General features: G+C 70.4%; 3 protein-coding genes and 1 pseudogene. All 4 read left to right on the top strand.

Annotation, left to right across the window (positions count from 1 at the left end):
* A partial coding sequence (locus tag AC1D15_RS26580; protein ID WP_477828357.1) for a ParA family protein occupies nucleotides 1–549 on the top strand: 549 nt, incomplete at its 5' end.
* A complete protein-coding gene (locus AC1D15_RS26575) occupies nucleotides 549–1,001 on the top strand; it encodes a MaoC family dehydratase (protein WP_477828356.1) in 453 nt (150 codons plus the stop codon). The genes AC1D15_RS26580 and AC1D15_RS26575, both read left to right, overlap by 1 nt.
* A gap of 125 nt (nucleotides 1,002–1,126) precedes the next feature.
* Nucleotides 1,127–1,867 (top strand): response regulator, encoded by a 741-nt coding sequence (locus AC1D15_RS26570; RefSeq protein WP_047503039.1) that lies wholly within the window; start codon nucleotides 1,127–1,129, stop codon nucleotides 1,865–1,867.
* An 81-nt stretch (nucleotides 1,868–1,948) separates the two neighbouring features.
* Nucleotides 1,949–2,550, top strand: a pseudogene (locus tag AC1D15_RS26565) (hypothetical protein); the annotation flags it as partial.

The following is a 2,550-nucleotide window of genomic DNA, read 5'->3' as shown; positions in this document are numbered from 1 at the left end:
GGGTACATGGCCCAGGCCGGACATGCCGTGATGCTGGGCGATGTCGACCGGCAGCAGTCGGCCCGCACCTGGCTCTCGCTGCGCCCCGCGAACCTGCCGACCATCACCGGCTGGGAGCTGACCCACGACGAAGTCGTCCGCCCGCCCAAGGGCACGACGCATGCGGTGCTCGACACGCCGGCCGGCCTGCACGGCAAGCGCCTCGACGAGGTGATGAAGCTGGCCGACAAGGTGCTCGTGCCGCTGCAGCCCAGCATCTTCGACATCCACGCGACGCACGCCTTCGTGCGCGAACTGCTGGCGCGGCGGCGTGGCGACAAGGTGTCGGTCGCGATCGTCGGCATGCGGGTGCGCGAGGGCACCATCTCGGCCGACCAGCTGCGCAGCTTCCTCGAGACGCTGCAGGTGCCCCTGCTGGGCTTCCTGCGCGACACGCAGAACTACGTGCACCTGGCCGCGCGCGGCCTGACGCTATGGGACGTGGCACCGAGCCGCGTCGAGCGCGACCTCGAACAATGGCAGCCGCTGCTCCAGTGGCTGGACGCCTGATGAAGCGCTTCGAACGGCTGGCCGACCTGCAGGCCCTGGTGGGGCAGGAGATCGGCCTGAGCGACTGGATCGAGGTCGACCAGTACCGCATCGACCAGTTCGCCGAGGCCACCGGCGACCACCAGTGGATCCACGTCGACCCGGTGCGCGCGGCGGCCGGGCCGTTCAAGACCACCATCGCGCACGGCTTCCTCACGCTGAGCCTGCTGCCGGAGATGTTCGCGTCGGCCTTCGAGGTGGGCGACACGCGCATGGGCGTCAACTACGGGCTGAACCGGGTGCGCTTTCCGTCGCCGGTGCCGGTGGGCAGCCGGCTGCGCGGCAGTTTCAGGCTGCTGGCCCATGAACCGCTGGACGGCGGCGCCCAGCTGACGATCGAGGTCACGATGGAGCGCGAGGGCTCGGCCAAGCCGGTGTGCGTGGCGGAATCGCTGACACGGCGCTACCTTTGACACGCCGCTTTGACAAAGTGGGCCGCTTCACCCTCTTCAGGGGGTGCGGGGCGTCCGGGGCGCTCGGCTAGCATCGGCGCTTTGCCCCGGGCCGAGGGCTCACAGCGCACGAAAGGGATGTCGCGATGAAAGTGCTGTTGGTCGATGACCATCCGTTGATCCTGTCGGCCTTGCAGACCGTGATCCAGGGCCTGGGCGACCACGTCAGCGTGGTCGGTGCCGGCAGTGCCCGCGCCGCGCGCGAGACGCTGGCCGCCGACAACGACTTCGACCTGGTGCTGCTCGACCTGCACCTGGGCGACGCCGACGGCTTCGACCTGCTGGTCGAGTTCCGCAGCACCTACCCGGCGCTGCCGGTGGTGGTGGTGTCGGCCTCCGACCGCGCGAGCGACGTGATCCGCTCGATCGACCTGGGCGCGATGGGCTTCGTGCCGAAGCGCGCCTCCAACGAGACCTTGTTCGACGCGCTGCGCATGGTGATGTCCGGCGGCATCTACGTGCCGCCGATCAGCATCGGCAACGACCGGCCGTCCGAGCGCGCGCAGGATTCGCCGTGGGGCGTGCCGGCCGCCGTCAACCAGATCGGCGAGGCGGCCAAGGGCGGCAGCTTCCAGCAGCACCCGTCGATCGCGTCGCTGGGCCTCACGCCGCGCCAGACCGACGTGCTGGCGCTGCTGCTGCAGGGCAACCCGAACAAGCTGATCGCCCGTGAGCTGGGGCTGTCGGTCGAGACGGTGAAAGACCACGTGGCCGCGGTGCTGCGGGTGCTGAACGTGAGCTCGCGCACGCAGGCGGTGCTGGCGGTGAGCCAGATGACGCAAGCGCACGGCGGCTTCTCGGCCTGGCGCCACAACGGCCCGCGCTAGAAATGACCGCCCCCACGTCACTGCGTTCCTGCCCCCCGAGGGGGCGCTCAGCCGCCTTGGGGCGGCCCGGCGGCGGCTGAGATGGCGGTCGCCGCCCCGCCCGCGGCACAGGCCGCCTCCCTGCGCGAGCTGACCGAAGTCGAGCGCATCCACGGGCTGTATTCGTACGTGCCGACCACGCTGGCCGGCAATGCGGCCGGCGCGTCGGTGATGGCGCTGCTGTTCTGGGACCACGCGCCGCGCTGGCTGCTGGCGGCCTGGATGGYGATGTTCTGGGGGCTGTGGGCGTTTCGGGTGTGGGCGCTGGTGGCGTTCCGCGGGCGCAACGTGCAGACGCTGGCGGCGGCGCAGCCGTGGTTCCGCATCTGGGTCGGCGCGACGATGGGCTCGGGCATCGTCTGGGGCTCGGCGGCGTGGCTGTTCTATCCCCACGGCGGCACGACAGAGCGCATCGGGCTGCCGCTGACGGTGTACAGCTTCTGCGTGGCCGGCATGCCGATCCTCGCGCCGATGCGCAAGGTCTACAACACCTTCGCGCTGCTGTGCTTTGCGCCGACGGTGCTGCGCGTGGGGTTGCCGGGCGGCTTCGACGACCTGGTGCTGGCCGGCGTGCTGCTGACGATCGTCGCGATGACGACGCTGCTCGCGAGCGACTACCGGCTCAACTACGAGAACCTGCTGTT

The sequence above is a fragment of the Rhizobacter sp. P2_H2 genome (assembly GCF_056403375.1).
Note: the sequence above shows the minus strand (reverse complement) of the source record. Positions and strands in the feature narration are given on the sequence as shown.